An 18256-nucleotide genomic window follows, 5' to 3' on the forward strand; every position below is an offset into this window, starting at 1 on the left:
ATTCGTTCGAATCGGGTCGAGAAGGCCAGCGTGACCGAACGCGACTCAGTGGGCTGACTGCCGTGTCGGCGCGGCGCCTGTCACCCCCGGGCAGGGGGCCGAGGCGCCGCGGGCCGCAGTCGACGACGGTCAAACCGCCGCCTTGCACCCACCGTCTCGGTGCTGGGCCGGGTCAAGCGCCAAGCGCGTCGTCGGCTCTGCGCGGCTCTGCGCGCGGCTGCTGGTTGAGCTTGTGGCGCGCGATGGAGGATCGTCGGTAGACCTCCTTGCGGGCCCGCATGATGTTCCCCAGGGGCGCGTGCTCGGCGGTGACCCGCCAGGGCGTGAAGGACAGCGCGTCCATCTTCTCCAGGTTTTCCGGGCCGGAGATGTCCTGCTGTGGCAGCCGCAGCTTGGCCACGGTGACGGACGGCGAGAGCTGTTCCGGCCACTCCACGGTGGTGTCCTCCACCGGCATGCGTTCCAGGTCGGTGCAGAGTTGTACCTGGATGTCGAAGGCGTAGGGCCGTTCCTGCAACTCGGCTTGCAGGGCGGGTCGGAAGACCTCCGCCGTCGAGGTCGGGTCGATGGTGCGCCGGACCACCGCGGCGGCGGAGGACGGGTCGGGGGTGATCCGCACCTTGGCGATGTAGTCCCCGTGCCGGACCGCGCCCATCGTCCAGTAGCTCGACAGCAGCAGGTGTGCCGGAGGGGTCTTCGACAGGCGCAGGAAGGCCAGGAACTCGTCCCACGCCCAGTTGTCCTGGTCCAGCGTTCCCTTCCCGGTCACGAACTCGGTGAAGAAACGACGCGCGCCGGGTCGGCCCTTGGAGAAGTAGGCCGGCGCGTTCAGGAACAATTCCTGGATGAACAGGTAGTGCTCGACCGTGTTGCAGAAGAAGATCGGTCCGTTGATGTTGGCGTAGTCGAATGTGCCCGTGTCCGGTTCGTCTTCCAGCAGGGTCGGGCCGGGGATGTCGAACATCTTCAGCGCCAGTCCGGTGGCGGCGCCCAGTCGCGCGTCGGCTCCGGCGTGAGGCGAGCCGTTGGAGAAGCGGATGAGCGCATCATGGGTTCCCGGAGTCGCGTAGATGCCTTGGGCGTACTCGGGGGGAAGCCCGTCCAGGATCTCCACTTCCCCTCGGACCAGCCCGTAGCCTTTGGCGTGGGCGTCGCGGAGGGCCCGTCCAGTGCCGCCGGCCTTGACCGACTCGGCGATGTAGCTCTCCGTTTTTTCGATCACCGTCTGCACGTTGCGGTCGAAGTCCGGGTCGTCGTCTTCGACCTCAGGCGTGTAGCGGACGAACTGTGCTGCCATGGCTTCGACCTCTCCTCGAAGAGCGTGATCGGACCTCAGGGGTGGGAATCGCCGTCAGTCCTCCAGTGCGGCGAGCCAGCGCAGGGCACGCAGCCCCGGCAGGAAGCAGTACTCGCCGCCGCGGGTGACCACGAAGCCGGGCAGGTTCTGCAGGCGCCGTCGGACCGGCTTCTCCGGGATGGTGACGCTGCCGGTTCCGCCGTGATGTCCGGCCACCGGGTCCTTCTCGCCTGGGTAGCCGATGAAGTTGCCGTCGTTGACCCATTCGGCCTTGATGAACTCAAACTGTCGTTCCAGGTGGGCCCCGATGAATACTCCGACCAAGCCGCGGTCGGCGCCGTCGTCCTCCAGTACGCCCTCGGGCAGCGGCGGGCCGTAGGTGGTGCCGCGGCGGATGAGCCGGTGCATCCGTGCGTCGCCGATGATGGTGGCATCACGGGGGTTGGTGCGCCGGATGTGCGCACCAGCGGGGCACCGGTACCCTCGGTCGTCGTTCTCCCGGTACAGGAAGTTGTTGACGCGGTGCGGATCGGCCGCCAGCTCCGGATCATCGCGCTCCGGTGCCAGCGTCAGCGGTGCTCCGCTCGGCCAGCGCCCGACCATCTTCGCCGCCAGGAGCGCCTCCTCCTCGGCGCTGGAACTGTTCGCGCGCAGGTACCGGCGCCAGGCCGCCACGTCGGTGTGAATCTTGCGAACGGCCACGTAGGTCCCGTTGCGCCCCAGCACATCGGGGCTGGGGATGGGCGGCAGGCTGCCGGTTTCGTCGGGGTAGCCGAGGATGAACTCGCCGGCCTTGATGGGGGCTTCCTGGGGGTTGGAGCCGGGTAGCCCGACTCCCTCGATGTTCGGATGGCTGATGCCGTCACGGAAGCCGAAGGTGGTACGCCCGGTCGGGAGCTGGCGGACCTCCTGCTGCCAGATCACCTGGACGTCGGGAGTGTCCTCGTAGGCGACACGGGCCCGCTCCAGCTCCTTGTCCAGCTGTCCCGCGTCGGAGGAGAGGGCACTCAACGCGATGTGGACATCGCCGGTTCCGAACGGCGCCTCCCAGCGGGCCGGCGCGCACTCGCCCACGTCGCCGATCAGCTCCGCCCGAGCGGCCATGCCCTCACGAAACGCCCGCGGAAAACTGTCCAGCGACTCCTGGGGCACCCCCAGGGCCCTCAGCCCCTGAAAGGTGAACGCCACAGCGACCCAGGCATCCTGTCTCCGGTCCGCGCTCGGCAGACCACCCGAGGTCACCGGGAGCAGCCGCCGCAGCAGGGCGCGCCCGGCATGGCGGTCATCGACGCGCAGGAAGACGAACTTTCCCTCGTACGGGACGGGCCTCGGACGCAGGGCCCCACTTTGGACGTCGTCGATCTCGACGCTCACGCCGGCCGCGCTACTGGTGTCCGCTGCGTTCATGGTTGCTTGTGCCTCCACATCGGTCTCTGCCTGGACAGCCCTGCTATGGCCGACTCGCACCGGCTGGCGTGGTCCACCGATGGTGGGTGGGCTCCGAGGGTCGGCTGTGTCCGGGTTCTAGGCCGAGGCTTCCTCCAGCAGCTTCTGGAAGGCAGGAGTGGCCACCAACTCCGCGTTGGCCGGGTTGTCCAGCGCCGCCCGGAACTGGGGGGTGTCCAGCACCTCCTGGAACGCGTCGTCCACGCGGTGGTCCTTGTAGATCTGCTGAACGGTCAGGTCGGGGTAGGCGCTGACGAAGACTCCTGCGGGCTCCTGGTGGGCGACGAACCAGTCCTTCACCCCTGGATCGGCGATGCCGGGGAATCCTTCGCTGTGCGAGAAGACCTTGTCGAAGCGGGCCCCGACCACCGTCTGGGCGAAGTCGTCGATGTAGGTGTCCCAGGAGCCGTCGAAAACGCTGGCGAACATGAACCGGGTGTCGTTGTCGAAGATCACGTGCCGTGCGTCATGCAGGGTGCCGATCTGGCGCACCGCCGCATGGACCCTCTCGTCATCCGCCGCGTCGGCGAGCGTGGCGAGGTCCTTACGCAGCGCATCCGCATGGCCCGGCTTGATCTTGGTAAAGACGGTGAACTCGCTGCAGACTCCATCCGACCTGCCCGGGCGCTCGGGGTGAGGCGATCGGGTTGCACCTGTCGTCGCGGTCATCGTGGATCTCTCCCAACCACGGATCGGTGCGAGGGCCACCAAGCACCCGAGCATGAGGCGCCATCGCCCTCACATATCAATCCTCACTGCGGATACATTGCCGCGCATCCCAAGCCTTCTAGTTCGGAGAGGGCCCGTTTGGGGACCTCGATCTGCCCTCAGATGGACACCCAGATCCAGATCGCCCCGACGGGCAAGAAGCTGCTCCCGCTGAGCGTGAAGCAGCCTGCGAACAGCGCAAACGGCCAGTGACGTGAGCGACGCCTTACGGCGGATCGCCGACGCTGTGACTGACGTCACGGAGCCCTGAGATGGCTGACGTGCTGAGCGCGCTCGGCGTCGGCGGTCCGTCGCATCGGCAGAGATGCCCGGAACGCCTCTGCCGACGCAGGGAGGCCCCTCGAACGTCCACTCAGAGGTGGAGTGGGTGTGAGGGGCCTTTCGGGCTGTCTCGCGGCCTCTAGGGTCTGTCCGTCGGGTCGTGAGGTGCACTCGTTGCACCGGACGGGCGGAGCGATCACCGGTGCTGTCTTCGGTGGTGGCGAGCCGTGATGTGATGGCGCCGTGAGTCGCGCTGCAGAAGAGACCAACCGCCGCATGCTCCGGGCGCGGGATGTGATGGACCGTGTCTACGCGCAGCCGCTGGACGTGCCGGCCCTGGCCCGGATCGCGCACGTGTCACAGGCGCACTTCTCCCGCACCTTCCGGGCCACGTTCGGCGAGACGCCGCATCGCTACCTGCAGCGCCGCCGTGTCGAGCGGGCCATGTTCCTGCTGCGGGAGACTGACCGCAGTGTGACGGACATCTGCTTCGAGGTCGGCTTCGGCAGCCCGGGAACCTTCAGCCGCACGTTCCGCGACATCGTCGGGCGGTCGCCGAGGACGTACCGCAAGGAAGCGGTGGCCACGGGCGTGCCGACGTGCTTCACGATGGCGTGGACGCGACCGAGCGGCTGATCTTCCGTCCTGCTCGTGCCGCCCGTCGACAGAGCAGTTCTGGATAAGTTTTCGTCCCGCCGGCTCAGTAGCGTGATGCACATGTTCAACGCCATCACGCACTCGCAGATATACGTCCTGGACCAGGACGAGGCCCTCGACTTCTACGTCGGCAAGCTCGGCCTGGAGGTCGCCGCCGACGTCGACTTGGGCTTCATGCGCTGGCTGGCCGTCAGCGTTCCCGGTCATCCCGAGCGCCAGATCCTGCTGGAGAAGCCGGGCGTTCCGGCGATGTCCGAGGAGACGGCGGAGCAGGTCCGGGAGCTGGTGACCAAGGGTGCGATGGGTGGGTGGCTCATCTTCACCACGGACGACTGCCGCAAGACGTACGAGACGCTGCTGGGCCGAGGCGTGGAGTTCACCGAGGAACCCACGGACCGCCCGTACGGTAGCGACTGCGGACTTCGCGACCCCTTTGGGAACCGGATCCGCTTCACCCAGCCAAGGGCCTAGATGGTCGATTCCAAGGGGTTTGGTGGTCGTAGGCGGTCAGTGCGCGCATGACCGGCTGACCGCGCATGAACCTGGCTCCACTCATCAGGCCCCCTTGAAATCGATCATCTGGGGGCTGTCCGGCGGGTCACCCCGCAGCCATAGCCGGATCGTGGCGAGGGTGACCGTGCTGGGCCGAACTCACACGGTGGGCCTGCTGCTGGTGCAGCAGGCGTCGCCTTCCAGGGCGGGGGCCTTGCCCATCTCGTCGGCGTCGGCTTTGACGACGTAGACCTCCCAGGGCTCCTCGCCTGGGCCGCGGACCCAGACCTTGTCCTGGACGGCATAGCAGCAGGGGGTGCCGTTCTCCTCGAAGGTCGCAAGTCCCGCTTCCTTGAGGCGGTCGGTGGCCGCGGTGACCAGGTCGGTGGAATCGACCTCGACGCCGAGGTGGTCCAGCCGGGTCTCCTGGCCGGGCTCACCTTCGATCAGGACAAGTTTCAGCGGCGGCTCGGCGATGGCGAAGTTGGCGTAACCGGGGCGGCGCTTGGCCGGCTCGACACCGAACAGCGTGGAGTAGAACTCCACCGACGCATCGAGGTCGGGGACGTTGAGCGCGAGCTGAACGCGGGGCATGACACTCTCCTCATCGCAGTGCATTGATGACTGTCGATGCAACCTTGCGCCTTGAATCGAAGTTGGTCAACATAGAGGTATGTCGAATCAAGAGCGTGAGGTGCTCGGCCAGTCCCAGGAATGCTGTCCGGGGCTGCTGACCGCGCCGTTGGACGAGGGCCAGGCCACAGAGCTGGCGAAGGTCTTCAAGGCCCTGGGGGATCCGGTGCGGCTGCGGCTGCTGTCGATGATCGCCTCCCGGGCCGGTGGTGAGGTGTGCGTGTGCGATCTGACGCCGGCGTTCGATCTGTCGCAGCCGACGATCTCCCACCACCTCAAGCTGCTGCGACAGGCCGGGCTGATCGACTGCGAACGCCGCGGGACGTGGGTCTATTACTGGCTGCTGCCGGAGATGACCGACCGCCTCGCCGGGATACTGACCCGCCCCGCAGGCCAGCCCCTTCCCCGGACCGACCGGACGCCCGCGGGAGCCGCCTCGTGACCGCGACGGACACCACCACGGCGGCGGGGACGGTCGCGGCCCGGCTCTCGTTCCTGGACCGCTTCCTGGCCGTGTGGATCCTGCTGGCCATGGCCGCCGGCCTCGGCCTGGGCCGCCTGGTTCCGGGGCTGGGGGACGCGCTGGCGAAGGTGACGGTCACCGGCGTCTCGCTGCCGATCGCGCTCGGGCTGCTGGTGATGATGTATCCGGTCCTGGCCAAGGTCCGCTATGACCGCCTGGACACCGTCGCCCGCGACCGCCGTCTGCTGATCCCCTCGCTGGTGATCAACTGGATCGTCGGCCCGGCCCTGATGTTCGCGCTCGCGTGGTTCCTCCTGCCCGACCTGCCGGAGTACCGGACCGGGTTGATCATCGTCGGGCTGGCCCGCTGCATCGCCATGGTCATCATCTGGAACGACCTGGCCTGCGGCGACCGCGAAGCCGCCGCCGTCCTGGTCGCCCTGAACTCCGTCTTCCAGGTCCTGGCGTTCAGCTTGCTCGGCTGGTTCTATCTCTCGGTCCTGCCCGGCTGGCTCGGCCTGGAACAGACCGGGCTGAGTGTCTCGGTGTGGGAGATCGCCCGCAGCGTGCTGATCTTCCTTGGCATCCCCCTGGCCGCCGGCTTCCTGACCCGCCGCTTGGGCGAGAAGGCCAAGGGCCGCACCTGGTACGAGACCAGGCTGATCCCGCGGATCGGCCCGTTCGCCCTGTGGGGCCTGCTGTTCACGATCGTTGTGCTCTTCGCTCTCCAGGGCGATGCCATCACCTCCCGGCCCCTGGACGTCGCGCGCATCGCGCTGCCGCTGCTGGCGTATTTCGCTGTCATGTGGGCCGGGTCAATGGCTCTGGGCAAGGCCGTTGGGCTGGACTATCCGCGGGCGACGACACTGGCGTTCACGGCGGCCGGCAACAACTTCGAACTGGCCATCGCCGTTGCCATCGCGACGTTCGGCGCGACCTCCGGCCAGGCCCTGGCCGGGGTCGTCGGACCTCTCATCGAGGTCCCGGTCCTGATCGGCCTGGTCCATGTCGCCCTGGCCGCCCGCCGCCTCTTCCCCGACACACCCGCCCCGGCTACCGAGTCGGCCGGTCTCAAGGAGCCCGCCCGTGGCTGAGTCCCGCACGTCATCGGTGCTCTTCGTCTGCGTCCACAACGCTGGACGCTCCCAGATGGCCGCCGCCTTCCTCGCCCACCTCGCCGGCGACCAGGTGGAAGTCCGTTCGGCCGGCTCCGCCCCTGCCGGCGCGGTGAACCCGGCGGTGGTCGAGGCTATGGCCGAGGTCGGCATCGACCTGTCCGCCCAGACCCCGAAAGTACTGACTGCCGAGGCCGTTCAGGCGTCCGACGTCGTGATCACCATGGGCTGCGGGGATGCCTGCCCGATCTTCCCCGGCAAGAAGTACCTGGACTGGAGGCTGGACGACCCCGCCGGCCAAGGAGTGGACGCCGTCCGACCGATCCGCGACGAGATCGAACGGCGGATCCGCGCCCTGCTGGACGAGCTGCGGTCGTCGGCCCGAACCTGACAGGTCCGGGCGAGACCGGGCGAAGGCACGGACGTCGGCTCCGACCGCCCCCGCGGAACTCTTGGTCTCCAGCCTCCAGCGGGGCGACACGGTGCTGAGGGGCAGGGGCAGGGGCTACCGGGCGCGCTTACGGAGCGCTGTTCGTCCGCAGATGGACACCCGGATCCAGATCGGCCCGACGGGCAAGAAGCTGCTCCCGCCGACCGTCGTCACGTAGCGCCCCCGCACCCTGGGCCCGGCCTCCGCCTCGCGCGGGGCCGGGCCGCCGCGTTTCCCGGTGCCCCCGCTTACGCAGCTCGGCACCACCTCAGCGGAGTTGCTCCCACCGCGTCAGGGGCATCCCTTGTCCGCCCACATCAGGGAAACCTTGCGCCACTCCGGCGTGTTCGCCGGGTGGTGGTCCAGCCAGTTCTTGAGCGTGGAGCATTCGTACGCCGGAACGGCGTGGTGCGCGGTGACGGCCGTGATCGTCTTCGGGGCGGTCGACGCGCTCGCGGGCTGCGACATCGCGCCGGCCGACGTCAGGAGCAGCGGGGTGGCGACGGCGGTGAGCACAGCCCGGCGCCGGAGGCTCGAACGCCCGGCGCCGGCGGAAATCGACATGACGTGCCTCCTAGCAGGAAGACTGCTCCCCAGCGTTCAACCAGGGGCCCGCGGCCGATAGGGCCGAACGGTCCAGCACCCGGACAGGAGTCCCGTTGCGGTGCGGTCACGGCCCGCAGGCCCCGCCTCCCGGGCTTCCGGGTGCCCCGCACAATGAGGCGCATGACGCCGCAGTTGATCACCCCCACCATCCGCGTCCATGCCTCCTTCCTCGCCGCCATGGACGAGTTCCGCGCCGAGGGCGTGGACCGCTCCCGCCACTCCGGGCTGGGCCGCGAGCTGCGGACCTGGCGCACCCGCTGGCCGTCCGCCGAGGGGTTCGCCGCGTACGTCGCGCTGGTCGGAGCCACCTCCCCGGACGAGCGGGCCGACGGCACGGTCCCGATGACCACCCTGTGGTGGGCGGACGGCGACACCTTCCTGGGCCGGCTCACCATCCGGCACCGGCTGACCGCGTCCCTGCACGAGTACGGCGGCCACATCGGCTACGCGGTACGCCCCACCGGCCGCCGCCGGGGCCACGCCACCGCGATGCTGCGCGCCGCGCTGCCGTACGCCCACCGCGCGTTGGGCATCGATCCGGTGCTGCTCACCTGCGACGACACCAACGCCGCCTCACGCCGGGTGATCGAGGAGTGCGGCGGGGTCTTCGAGGACCGCCGGGCGGAGAAGCTGCGCTTCTGGATCCACGGCGGGGGAGAGCGCGGCTGACCGGGGCGGCGCACTCGTCCGATGGATTTTGCCGGGCCGGGGACGCGGGCGGGCCGAGGTCCGGCCGCCCCGGCGGGAACTGGGCGGCGTCCGGGCACGTACTCTAGGTAAAGACGTCCGGGCGCCCTCGCCCACGCGGGGGCGGTCCGGACCGGGCGACGCCAGCCGCGCCCCTACACCAAGGAGAAGTAACACTGGGCAAGCGACAGCCCGAAGGCCCGCCGCCCGCACCGGCGGTGCAGCGCATCCGACTGCGCTACACCAAGCGCGGCCGCCTCCGGTTCACCAGCCACCGCGACTTCCAGCGCGCTTTCGAGCGGGCGTTGCGCCGCGCCGAGGTCCCCATGGCCTATTCGGCGGGCTTCACCCCGCACCCCAAGGTGTCGTACGCCAACGCCGCCCCGACGGGCACCGGCAGCGAGGCCGAGTATCTGGAGATCCAGCTCACCGCGCGCCGTGACCCGGAGGAGCTGCGCGAGCTGCTCGACGAGTCCCTGCCGGGCGGCCTCGACGTGATCGACGCCGTGGAGGCGCACACCAGCGGCCTCGCCGACCGGCTGCAGGCGTCGGTGTGGGAGATCCGGCTCGACGGCGTCGCCGCCGAGGAGGCCGGGCGCGCCGTCGAGGCGTTCCTCGCCGCCGAGGAAGTACAGGTCGAGCGCCGCACCAAAAACGGCATGCGGTCCTTCGACGCGCGGGGCGCGGTGGCGCGCCTGGAGGCAGCGGCTGCCGAGGGCGATAGGCCCGACGGCAATGCCTGTGCGATACTGCGGCTGGTTGTTCGGCATCTGACACCTGCCGTTCGACCCGACGACGTCCTGTCCGGCCTCCGAGCTACGGCCGACCTGGCGCCGCCGGTCCCCGCAGCGGTGACCAGGCTGGCGCAGGGGCTGCTCGATGAGGAGACCGGCGCGGTGACCGACCCGCTAGCGCCCGACCGCGACGCTGCCATGGCCGCCTCATCCACGGCCGCCGGGCTGAGTGCCGCGACGGCGCCGAGTGGGGCCTCCCCGGCGATTTCCGGGGAAGGTACTGCGTAGGACGCGCGTCGTCGCGTCGCCGATCAGCCAGGGAGCCACCCCGGTCCGGCAGACGCACTGACCAGGAGACTTTCGCCGGTACCCGGCCAACGGGCCCGGCGAGCGAGACGACAGCTCCCGTGCGGCGCCCGCGCCCCGGACAGCGGAACCGCGCTCATCACGCGGACCGCGGCCGGAATCAGGCGCGGCGCCCGGGAGCGTGACGGGAGAACCGCCCGCATGCTCGAATCTATTGAGCCCAACGCATCCACGCCGTCCGCGGACCGTGGTGCCGACGACAATCACTCGCCCAGCGACACGCTGCCGCCGCGCCGCCGGCGCCGCGCGGCCTCCCGGCCGGCCGGCCCGCCGGCCGCCGCCGACGCCGGGGCCACGGTCGTGAGCGCCGAGGCGCCCGCGCCGCAGCCCGCCGCCGAGGAGCCGGCCGCCGCCGCGGTCACCACCGGCGACGAGGCCAAGCCGGCCCGTACCCGCCGCCGCGCCACCCGCAAGGCGACCGCGCCGGCCGGGCCCCCGCAGCCCGAGGCCGCCGAGCCCGTCGAGACGCCCGCGGCCGCCGCCGAGGAAGCGCCGGCCGCAGCCGCCGAAGAGGAGCCGCGTCCGGCGCGTACCCGCCGCCGGGCGACCCGCAAGGTGAGCGCCCCGGTCGCGGCGCCGGAGCCTGCTGCCGTGGAGGCGGAAGAGGAAGAGGAGGCGGCTGAGGCCGCTGCGGTTGCCGAGGAGGCGCCGGCCGCTGCCGCCGCCGCGGAGGAGGGCACGCGTCCGGCGCGTAGCCGTCGCCGGGCCACCCGCAAGGCCACCGCTCCGGCCGGGGCGCCGCAGGCCGCCGCCGAGGAGAGCGCCGCCCCCGCCGCCGAGGAGGCTGAGGGGACGCCGGCCGCCGAGGCCGAGGCCCCGCGCCGCCGGGCGCGCCGCCGTGGTGAGCGCACCCCGGAGCCGGCCGCCGCCGAGGCGTCCGCGCCGCGTGCCGCGGAGGAGCCCGCGCAGGAGGCGCCGGCCCGTGGCCGTCGCCGGGCGCAGAAGCCGCCGACGGCGGTCTTCCAGGCGCCGGTGTTCACCGAGCCGATGTTCCAGACCCCGGAGAGCGCGGCTGCCGCGCACGCCGCCGCGGCCCGTCAGGACGAGGAGGCCGTGCAGGAGGAGGCGGCCGAGGCGCCCGCGCCGCGCCGGCGCCGCCGCCGTGGTGCTGCCGAGGCCGAGCCGGTGGCCGCCGCGCCCGTCGCGGAGCCGGTCGCCGAGGAGGCTGCCGAGGCCGCCGAGGCGGAGGAGGAGCACGCCGAGGCCGGGTACGGCGAGGAGGGCGAGCGTCCCTCGCGCCGTCGCCGCCGGGGTGGCCGCCGCCGTCGCCGCGGTGAGGCCGCCGAGGGTGCCGAGGAGCATGCCGCGGAGGGCGAGGAGCGTCCGGCCGCCGAGGCGGAGGAGGCCGAGGAGGCCGAGGAAGCCGAGGAAGCCGAGGAGCGGGCCGCCGAGGCCGGCGAGCCCGGCGGCAGCACGAGCAGCAGCCGTCGTCGCCGTCGTCGCCGTCGCCGCAGCGGTGAGCCCGCCGAGGTCGAGACCGCGCACGCCGACGACCCGGAGCGTACGGTCGTCAAGGTCCGCGAGCCCCGCAAGAAGGACGAGGGCACCGGCGCGGACGAGGTGCAGTCGATCAAGGGGTCGACGCGCCTGGAGGCCAAGAAGCAGCGCCGCCGCGAGGGGCGCGAGCAGGGCCGCCGCCGGGTGCCGATCATCACCGAGGCGGAGTTCCTGGCGCGCCGGGAGGCCGTCGAGCGGGTGATGGTGGTCCGCCAGAGCGGCGAGCGCACCCAGATCGGCGTCCTTGAGGACAACGTGCTCGTGGAGCACTTCGTCAACAAGGAGCAGGCGACCTCGTACGTCGGCAACGTCTACCTGGGCAAGGTGCAGAACGTCCTGCCCTCCATGGAGGCCGCCTTCGTCGACATCGGCAAGGGCCGCAACGCCGTGCTGTACGCGGGCGAGGTCAACTTCGAGGCGCTGGGCATGGCCAACGGGCCGCGCCGCATCGAGACCGCGCTGAAGTCCGGCCAGTCCGTCCTCGTCCAGGTCACCAAGGACCCGATCGGCCACAAGGGCGCCCGGCTGACCAGCCAGGTGTCGCTGCCCGGCCGCTACCTGGTCTACGTGCCCGAGGGCTCGATGACCGGTATCAGCCGCAAGCTCCCGGACACCGAGCGGGCCCGGCTGAAGCAGATCCTCAAGAAGATCGTCCCCGAGGACGCGGGCGTCATCGTGCGTACCGCCGCGGAGGGCGCGAGCGAGGACGAGCTGCGCCGGGACGTGGAGCGGCTGCAGGCGCAGTGGGAGGAGATCCAGAAGAAGGCGAAGGCGTCCTCGACCAGCTCGCCGAGCCTGCTCTACGGCGAGCCGGACATGACCGTCCGGGTCGTCCGCGACATCTTCAACGAGGACTTCTCCAAGGTCATCGTCAGCGGTGACGACGCCTGGGAGACCATCCACGGCTATGTCTCGCACGTCGCGCCCGACCTCGTCGACCGGCTCCAGAAGTGGACGTCGGAGGTCGACGTCTTCGCGACGTACCGGATCGACGAGCAGCTGATGAAGGCGCTGGACCGCAAGGTCTGGCTGCCCAGCGGCGGTTCGCTGGTGATCGACAAGACCGAGGCGATGGTCGTGGTCGACGTCAACACCGGGAAGTTCACCGGCCAGGGCGGCAACCTCGAAGAGACCGTCACCCGGAACAACCTGGAGGCGGCCGAGGAGATCGTGCGCCAGCTGCGGCTGCGCGACCTCGGCGGCATCGTCGTCATCGACTTCATCGACATGGTCCTGGAGTCCAACCGGGACCTGGTGCTGCGGCGGCTGCTGGAGTGCCTGGGCCGGGACCGCACCAAGCACCAGGTGGCCGAGGTCACCTCGCTCGGCCTGGTCCAGATGACCCGCAAGCGGGTCGGCCAGGGGCTGCTGGAGTCGTTCTCCGAGCAGTGCGTGCACTGCAACGGCCGGGGCGTCATCGTCCACATGGACCAGCCGACCGCTGCCGGCGGTGGCGGCAAGCGCAAGAAGAAGGGCAAGGCCGGCGCCAACGGCGCGCAGCCGGAGCAGGCGCTCGAGGCCGAGGCGGCCGCGGAGGAGGCGGCGCCGGAGCTGGAGCCCGTGGCGGTGACGGAGGCCGAGCTGCAGCCCTCGGTGGACGGCACGGACGAGTGGTACGGCAGCCCGGCCGAGGCCGAGGCCGCCGCTGCCGGGCGGGGCCGTGGCCGCCGCCGGGCGAGCCGCAAGGTGTCCGCTCCGGCGGGTGCGCCCAAGGCCGCGGAGGAGGCCGCCGCCATCGTGCTGCCGGCCGAGCCGGCGGCCCCGGCCGCCGCGCCGGAGCCCGCTGCGGAGCCGGTAGCCGAGGCGCCGGCGGCGGAGCCCGCTCCGGTCCGGCCGCGCCGCCGGGCGACCCGCAAGGTGACCGCCCCGGCGGGTGCGCCGGAGGCGGTCGGTGAGCCGGCGGGCACGATCGTGATCACCGCTCCGGTGGCCGAGCCGGTCGCCGAGGCACCGGCCGAGGTCCAGGAGCAGCCCGCCGAGGCGGCGCCCGCGGCCAAGAAGACCGCGAAGAAGGCGGCGGCGAAGAAGACCACCGCCAAGAAGGCCGCGGCGAAGAAGACCACGGCCAAGAAGGCGGCGGCGAAGAAGACCACCACCGCCAAGAAGACCGCGGCCAAGAAGACCACCGCGAAGAAGACCACCGCCAAGAAGGCGGCGGCGAAGAAGACGGCGGCGGCCGAGCAGTCCTCGGCCGGGTCGGTGTCGGCTTCCGCGGAGGACTGAGCAGTACCCGGTACCCCGGGCCGTCACGGCGGCCCGGGGCCGGTTTGACCCTCTGGTCGAGGCCCCGTAACCTTGACCGTCGGTGTCTGTGTGGCACCACCCCCCTGAGCAACTACCTCTCGGCTCCGCCGAGGGAGGCCGCTCGTCCACTCGGATTTCACGGGCCGTATCCCGAGCCCGTGTGAGCGGCTGGCATCAGAGGATCCGAACCTAGCGAAAGAGAGTTCCGCGTGTACGCGATCGTGCGCACCGGCGGGCGCCAGCAGAAGGTTGCTGTTGGCGACGTCATCGAGGTTGACCGCATTTCCACCAGCAAGGTCGGCGACGCCGTCGAGCTCTCCACGCTGCTGGTCGTCGACGGTGACGCGGTCACCAGCGACCCGTGGGTCCTGGCCGGCGTGAAGGTCCAGGCCGAGGTCGTGGACCACCACAAGGGCGACAAGATCCGGATCCAGAAGTACAAGAACAAGACCGGCTACAAGAAGCGGATCGGCCACCGCCAGCTCCACACGGCGCTGAAGATCACCGGCATCGACGCTCCGGCGAAGTAAGGGACTGAGGAGACATGGCACACAAGAAGGGCGCATCGTCCACTCGGAACGGTCGCGACTCCAATGCTCAGCGGCTCGGCGTGAAGCGCTTCGGCGGTCAGGCCGTCCTCGCCGGTGAGATCCTGGTCCGCCAGCGTGGCACCCACTTCCACCCGGGCACGGGCGTCGGCCGCGGCGGCGACGACACCCTGTTCGCCCTGCAGCCCGGCGCGGTGCAGTTCGGCACCCACCGTGGCCGTAAGGTCGTGAACATCGTCCCGGTCGCCGAGTAATTCCGGCCCGGACGTAGTACAGCAGCACGCCAAGGGCGGACCGCCTTTTCTCGCGGGAGCGGGAAGGCTGGTCCGCCCTTGGCGCGTTACGAAGAAGACATCCCATCTGAATCACAGCAGTACGCAGACAATCCCGCTGATCTGGAGGCATCCCCACCATGACCACCTTCGTGGACCGCGTCGAGCTGCATGTCGCCGCGGGTAACGGAGGCCACGGCTGCGCCTCCGTTCACCGGGAGAAGTTCAAGCCGCTCGGCGGCCCCGACGGCGGCAACGGCGGCCGCGGCGGCGATGTGATCCTGGTCGTCGACCAGGACGTCACCACCCTCCTCGACTACCACCACCACCCGCACCGCAAGGCCACCAACGGCCAGCCCGGCGCGGGCGACAACCGCGAGGGCAAGAACGGCAAGGACCTGGTCCTGCCGGTCCCGGACGGCACGGTCGTACTGGACGGGAACGGCGAGGTGCTGGCCGACCTGGTGGGCCAGGGCACCACCTTCGTCGCGGGCCAGGGCGGTCGCGGCGGCCTCGGCAACGCCGCGCTCGCCTCCGCCCGCCGCAAGGCCCCCGGCTTCGCGCTGCTCGGCGAGCCCGGCGAGGCGCGGGACATCGTCCTGGAGCTGAAGACCGTCGCCGACGTGGCGCTGGTCGGCTACCCCAGCGCCGGCAAGTCCTCGCTGATCTCGGTGCTCTCCGCGGCAAAACCGAAGATCGCGGACTACCCCTTCACCACGCTCGTGCCCAACCTCGGTGTGGTGACGGCCGGCGCCACGGTCTACACCATCGCCGACGTCCCGGGCCTGATCCCGGGCGCCAGCCAGGGCAAGGGGCTGGGCCTGGAGTTCCTGCGGCACGTCGAGCGCTGCGAGGTGCTGGTCCACGTCCTGGACACCGCCACCCTGGAGTCGGACCGCGACCCGGTCTCCGACCTCGACGTCATCGAGGCGGAGCTGGCGCAGTACGGCGGCCTCGGCGACCGGCCGCGGGTGGTCGTCCTCAACAAGGTCGACATCCCCGACGGCAAGGACCTCGCCGACATGATCCGCCCGGACCTGGAGGCGCGCGGCTACCGCGTCTTCGAGGTCTCCGCGGTCGCCCACCAGGGCCTCAAGGAGCTGTCGTACGCCCTCGCCGACATCGTCGCCAAGGCGCGGGCCGCCAAGCCGGTGCAGGAGGCCACCCGCATCGTGATCCGCCCCAAGGCGGTCGACGACGCGGGCTTCACGGTCACGCAGGAGGACGAGGGATTCTTCCGGGTCCGCGGCGAGAAGCCCGAGCGCTGGGTCCGCCAGACCGACTTCAACAACGACGAGGCGGTCGGCTATCTGGCCGACCGGCTCAGCCGCCTCGGCGTGGAGGACGCGCTCCTCAAGGCGGGCGCCCGCGCCCTGGACGGGGTGGCGATCGGCCCCGAGGACAACGCCGTGGTCTTCGACTGGGAACCGTCGATGTCGGCCGGTGCGGAGATGCTGGGCCGGCGCGGTGAGGACCACCGCTTCGAGGCGCCCCGGCCGGCCGCGCAGCGGCGCCGCGACCGCGACGCGGAGCGGGACGAGGCGCAGAGCGACTACGACGGCTTCAACCCCTTCTGAGGGCGGGAGTCGTACGGGACAGGCCCCCGGGAGGAACGCTCCTCCCGGGGGCCTGTCCCGTAGCGTTCGTGGCCCTGAGCGGCCCGCTGCGGGTCAGACGGCGGCCGTCGCGTCCGGGGCGCCGCCCGCGCCCTGCCCGGCCGTTCCGGCGGCGTTCAGGCCCCGCTGCGAGCGCTGCACGGGGATGCCGGAGAGCCGGCTCTCCATCCGCACCCGGCGTTCGTCGGCCTTGGTGCACAGGTTCCGCACGGCCTTCTCGAAGCGGACCGCCGACGGCGGGTCGGACGGGCCGAGCAGGTGCTCCTTCAGCTCGGCGCGGGCCGCGGCCAGGGCGTCCCGCTCCGGATGGCGCACGGTGTCCAGGAGGCTGGCCACCCCCTCCGCGTCCGGCGTCAGGATGGTCGCCGCCCGCACCGTCGGGAAGTGCGCCCGGAAGTCGTCCTCGTCCATCCCCGAGGTGTTGGCGACCGCGTACGGCTTCTCGCTGGTCAGGTAGTCGGAGACGACGCTGGAGACATCGCTGATCAGCACGTCCGCCCGGTTGAAGCAGGCGAAGATGCCGGGGCGGGCGGCGGTGACGACCAGGTGCTCCCACTCGGGGACGGAGTTCCAGTACGCGTCCTCCCAGGCGGCGACGGCGGCGTCCACGGCGGCGGCGCGGCCCTCCTCGGGGGTGCCCTGGAGCCGCATCCGCTCCAACTCGTCGGCGCTGGCGCGGAAGTCGGCGGTGGTCAGCCGGTCCAGCTCCGTGGTGCGGCGGGCCAGTTCGGCGGCGGCCTCGGGGCCGGGCAGCGCACCGCCGCGCCGGGCGTTGGCCTCCGCGATCATCGCCTGGATACGGGAGTCGGCGGCGCCCGCGCGCGGGTCCACGGAGCCGGTCATCGGGTGCGGCTTGTACAGGAGCCGCACCTTGGGGTCGGCGAGCAGGGCGCGGACGATGTTCTCACCGGCCAGGATCACCGAGGTGTTGCCCGGGTTGCCGTCCCAGCCCTCCCAGGTCGGCGCGTACAGCACCGTGGTGAACCGGCCGAGCGGGGCGCCCTCGTAGGGGCGGATCGGCGCCAGCTGGGGGCGGCCGACCTCGACGACGTCCTTGTCCTCGATGCCGATGTCGGCGAGCTGGTAGCGGTCCCGGGCCGCCGGGCCGGCCACCCACACCTCGTCGTACGCCTTCGCGTACGGGTTGCAGGAGGAGAGCTTGTCGCTCTCGCCGTGGTTGATGAAGGCGTGCTTGATGGAGGGGATCCGCAGGATCTGCGAGGTCTTGCCGGAATTCGCCGGGTGGAGCAGGACCTTGAGGGTGGAGCGCTCCAGGCGCATCAGGTGGGCGACCTTCGGGATGCAGACGATCGGGATGTCGGTGGCCTCGATCTTCTGCACCATGAAGCGCTCGCGGAGCACGATGACGGGGTTGCCGCCCAGTTCGGCGAGGGTGCCGAGCCACATGTTGGCCTGGTAGGCGGAGGTCGAGCCGCCGGAGAAGTACATGCCGACCGTCGGCCGGTAGGCCGCCAGCCAGCGGTCCAGCCAGGCCAGGGCCTGCTGTTCGTCGAGGGTCCGCTTCTTCGGCAGCAGCCAGGTGCTCAGGTAGAGGGTGCCGCCGGCGGACAGCAGCACCGCGACGGCGATGCCGAGGCCGCCCCAGTAGGCGTTGCCGGTGACCGCGGTGACCATCATGCCCGCCGTCGTCGGCACCGAGAAGCGCAGCAGCCGCCGGCCGGTCTGCCGGAAGAGCAGCCGCGGCGGGGCGTCGGTCAGCGCGAGCGCGCTCGCGTCGATGTTGCGGGTGACGAACGGCAGGGTGCGGGCCCTGCGGACCAGGACCGCGACCGTCTGGCACACGAAGTGGGTGCCGTAGAAGAGCAGCAGCGTGATGGTGAGAGGTGCCTGCTCCTCCAGGGGGTTGATGCCGTCGATGTGCAGCAGGCCGACCAGTATCACCATGTCCCGCAGCAGTTGACGCACCGTCACGTCGAAGCGGATCCGGCCGAGTACGGAGAGCAGACCGGGCTGCTGGTGCTGGAGGACCAGGTCGAGGCCCAGGTTCACGACCGACGCGGCGATGAACAGCGGAATGACGGGCAGCAGCGCGCCGATGAGCTGGGCGATGAACGCGACCATCATCGCGAAGAGCGCCGCGAGCTGCACGGCTCGTCTGGGGGCGATTCCGGCGGAAGGCACGGGAGAGGGCTCCTGGCGGCA

17 protein-coding genes are annotated in these 18256 nt (G+C 71.1%); 11 read left to right on the forward strand and 6 right to left on the reverse strand.

Annotated elements, in window-relative coordinates:
• Positions 1–172: 172 nt before the first annotated feature.
• The 3 genes from GR130_RS06230 to GR130_RS06240 form a co-directional block, all read right to left on the reverse strand.
• Complete coding sequence (locus tag GR130_RS06230; protein WP_159503775.1) at positions 173–1297, reverse strand: catalase family protein; 1125 nt, start codon at positions 1295–1297, stop codon at positions 173–175.
• A gap of 54 nt (positions 1298–1351) precedes the next feature.
• A complete protein-coding gene (locus GR130_RS06235) occupies positions 1352–2704 on the reverse strand; it encodes a Dyp-type peroxidase (protein ID WP_159503776.1) in 1353 nt (450 codons plus the stop codon).
• A gap of 117 nt (positions 2705–2821) precedes the next feature.
• Positions 2822–3412 (reverse strand): hypothetical protein, encoded by a 591-nt coding sequence (locus GR130_RS06240; protein ID WP_236572849.1) that lies wholly within the window; start codon positions 3410–3412, stop codon positions 2822–2824.
• A gap of 564 nt (positions 3413–3976) precedes the next feature.
• On the opposite strand from GR130_RS06240, the gene GR130_RS06245 reads away from it, so the two are divergent.
• Together GR130_RS06245 and GR130_RS06250 are read left to right on the forward strand one after the other, a co-directional pair.
• Positions 3977–4369 (forward strand): helix-turn-helix domain-containing protein, encoded by a 393-nt coding sequence (locus GR130_RS06245; protein WP_201304808.1) that lies wholly within the window; start codon positions 3977–3979, stop codon positions 4367–4369.
• 81 nt (positions 4370–4450) lie between these two features.
• A complete protein-coding gene (locus GR130_RS06250) occupies positions 4451–4861 on the forward strand; it encodes a VOC family protein (RefSeq protein ID WP_159503777.1) in 411 nt (136 codons plus the stop codon).
• Between the two features lie 180 nt (positions 4862–5041).
• Here GR130_RS06250 and GR130_RS06255 read toward each other — a convergent pair whose 3' ends face one another.
• Positions 5042–5476 (reverse strand): ArsI/CadI family heavy metal resistance metalloenzyme, encoded by a 435-nt coding sequence (locus tag GR130_RS06255; protein WP_159503778.1) that lies wholly within the window; start codon positions 5474–5476, stop codon positions 5042–5044.
• Between the two features lie 79 nt (positions 5477–5555).
• Here GR130_RS06255 and GR130_RS06260 point away from each other — a divergent pair, with 79 nt between their 5' ends.
• Genes GR130_RS06260 through GR130_RS06270 form a run of 3 tightly spaced genes read left to right on the forward strand, consistent with a single transcriptional unit; the run spans position 5556 to position 7484 of the window.
• Positions 5556–5957, forward strand: coding sequence for an ArsR/SmtB family transcription factor (locus GR130_RS06260; RefSeq protein ID WP_159503779.1), 402 nt, complete (start codon positions 5556–5558; stop codon positions 5955–5957).
• Entirely contained in the window at positions 5954–7072 is a 1119-nt protein-coding gene (arsB, locus tag GR130_RS06265; protein ID WP_159503780.1) for an ACR3 family arsenite efflux transporter, read from the forward strand. The genes GR130_RS06260 and arsB overlap by 4 nt, the downstream gene beginning before the upstream one ends.
• Positions 7065–7484 carry an arsenate reductase ArsC gene (locus tag GR130_RS06270; protein WP_159503781.1) on the forward strand — a complete coding sequence of 140 codons (420 nt, stop codon included), beginning with the start codon at positions 7065–7067 and terminating at the stop codon, positions 7482–7484. The genes arsB and GR130_RS06270 overlap by 8 nt, the downstream gene beginning before the upstream one ends.
• Before the next feature lie 330 nt (positions 7485–7814).
• Here GR130_RS06270 and GR130_RS06275 read toward each other — a convergent pair whose 3' ends face one another.
• Entirely contained in the window at positions 7815–8087 is a 273-nt protein-coding gene (locus tag GR130_RS06275) for a hypothetical protein (protein WP_159503782.1), read from the reverse strand.
• Positions 8088–8249: 162 nt separating this feature from the next.
• On the opposite strand from GR130_RS06275, the gene GR130_RS06280 reads away from it, so the two are divergent.
• From GR130_RS06280 to obgE, 6 genes are all read left to right on the forward strand, one after another.
• Positions 8250–8798, forward strand: coding sequence for a GNAT family N-acetyltransferase (locus tag GR130_RS06280; protein ID WP_159503783.1), 549 nt, complete (start codon positions 8250–8252; stop codon positions 8796–8798).
• Positions 8799–9034: 236 nt separating this feature from the next.
• Complete coding sequence (locus tag GR130_RS06285; protein WP_159503784.1) at positions 9035–9838, forward strand: TIGR03936 family radical SAM-associated protein; 804 nt, start codon at positions 9035–9037, stop codon at positions 9836–9838.
• A 219-nt stretch (positions 9839–10057) separates the two neighbouring features.
• Positions 10058–13636, forward strand: a complete 3579-nt coding sequence (locus GR130_RS06290; protein WP_159503785.1) for an Rne/Rng family ribonuclease — start codon at positions 10058–10060, stop codon at positions 13634–13636.
• A gap of 230 nt (positions 13637–13866) precedes the next feature.
• On the forward strand, positions 13867–14187 hold the full coding sequence (gene rplU, locus GR130_RS06295) for a 50S ribosomal protein L21 (RefSeq protein WP_046928040.1): 321 nt from the start codon (positions 13867–13869) through the stop codon (positions 14185–14187).
• Positions 14188–14201: 14 nt separating this feature from the next.
• Positions 14202–14459, forward strand: coding sequence for a 50S ribosomal protein L27 (gene rpmA, locus GR130_RS06300; RefSeq protein ID WP_066931927.1), 258 nt, complete (start codon positions 14202–14204; stop codon positions 14457–14459).
• A gap of 158 nt (positions 14460–14617) precedes the next feature.
• A complete protein-coding gene (gene obgE / locus GR130_RS06305; RefSeq protein WP_159503786.1) occupies positions 14618–16054 on the forward strand; it encodes a GTPase ObgE in 1437 nt (478 codons plus the stop codon).
• Positions 16055–16147: 93 nt separating this feature from the next.
• Here the strand turns inward: obgE and GR130_RS06310 are convergent, their stop codons facing one another.
• The gene (locus GR130_RS06310; protein ID WP_159503787.1) at positions 16148–18235 is read right to left on the reverse strand and encodes a hypothetical protein; all 2088 of its coding nucleotides are present in this window, start codon (positions 18233–18235) and stop codon (positions 16148–16150) included.
• Positions 18236–18256: the final 21 nt, after the last annotated feature.

The sequence above is a fragment of the Streptomyces sp. GS7 genome (genome assembly GCF_009834125.1).
Taxonomy (GTDB): domain Bacteria; phylum Actinomycetota; class Actinomycetes; order Streptomycetales; family Streptomycetaceae; genus Streptomyces.